This is a genomic window from Staphylococcus sp. HMSC072E01, assembly GCF_001814125.1.
Lineage (GTDB): Bacteria > Bacillota > Bacilli > Staphylococcales > Staphylococcaceae > Staphylococcus > Staphylococcus hominis.
Genome location: NZ_KV814995.1, coordinates 1 through 270 on the forward strand (window position 1 = coordinate 1; position 270 = coordinate 270).

A 270-nucleotide genomic window follows, 5' to 3' on the forward strand; every position below is an offset into this window, starting at 1 on the left:
GCTCGATACAAATAATGCCATTTTCCTTTAATTTTGATGTACGTTTCATCCATTTTCCATGAATAAAAGGATTTTTTATTTTTCTTTTTCCAAATTTGATAGAGTAGTTTACCATATTCTTGCACCCAACGATAAATCGTCGTATGAGAAACGTTAATGCCACGATCATATAAGATTTCTTGAACTTCACGATAGCTAAGGTTATAACGAAGATAGTAGCCCACGGCTACAATAATCACATCCTGCTGAAATTGCTTTCCTTTAAAATGA

Annotated in this window: 1 protein-coding gene; it reads right to left on the minus strand. The window is 33.0% G+C overall.

Translation table 11 applies throughout. From position 1 onward, the window contains the following. On the minus strand, window positions 1-270 hold a 270-nt coding region (locus HMPREF2953_RS10990), incomplete at both ends, for an IS6 family transposase (RefSeq protein WP_141754126.1).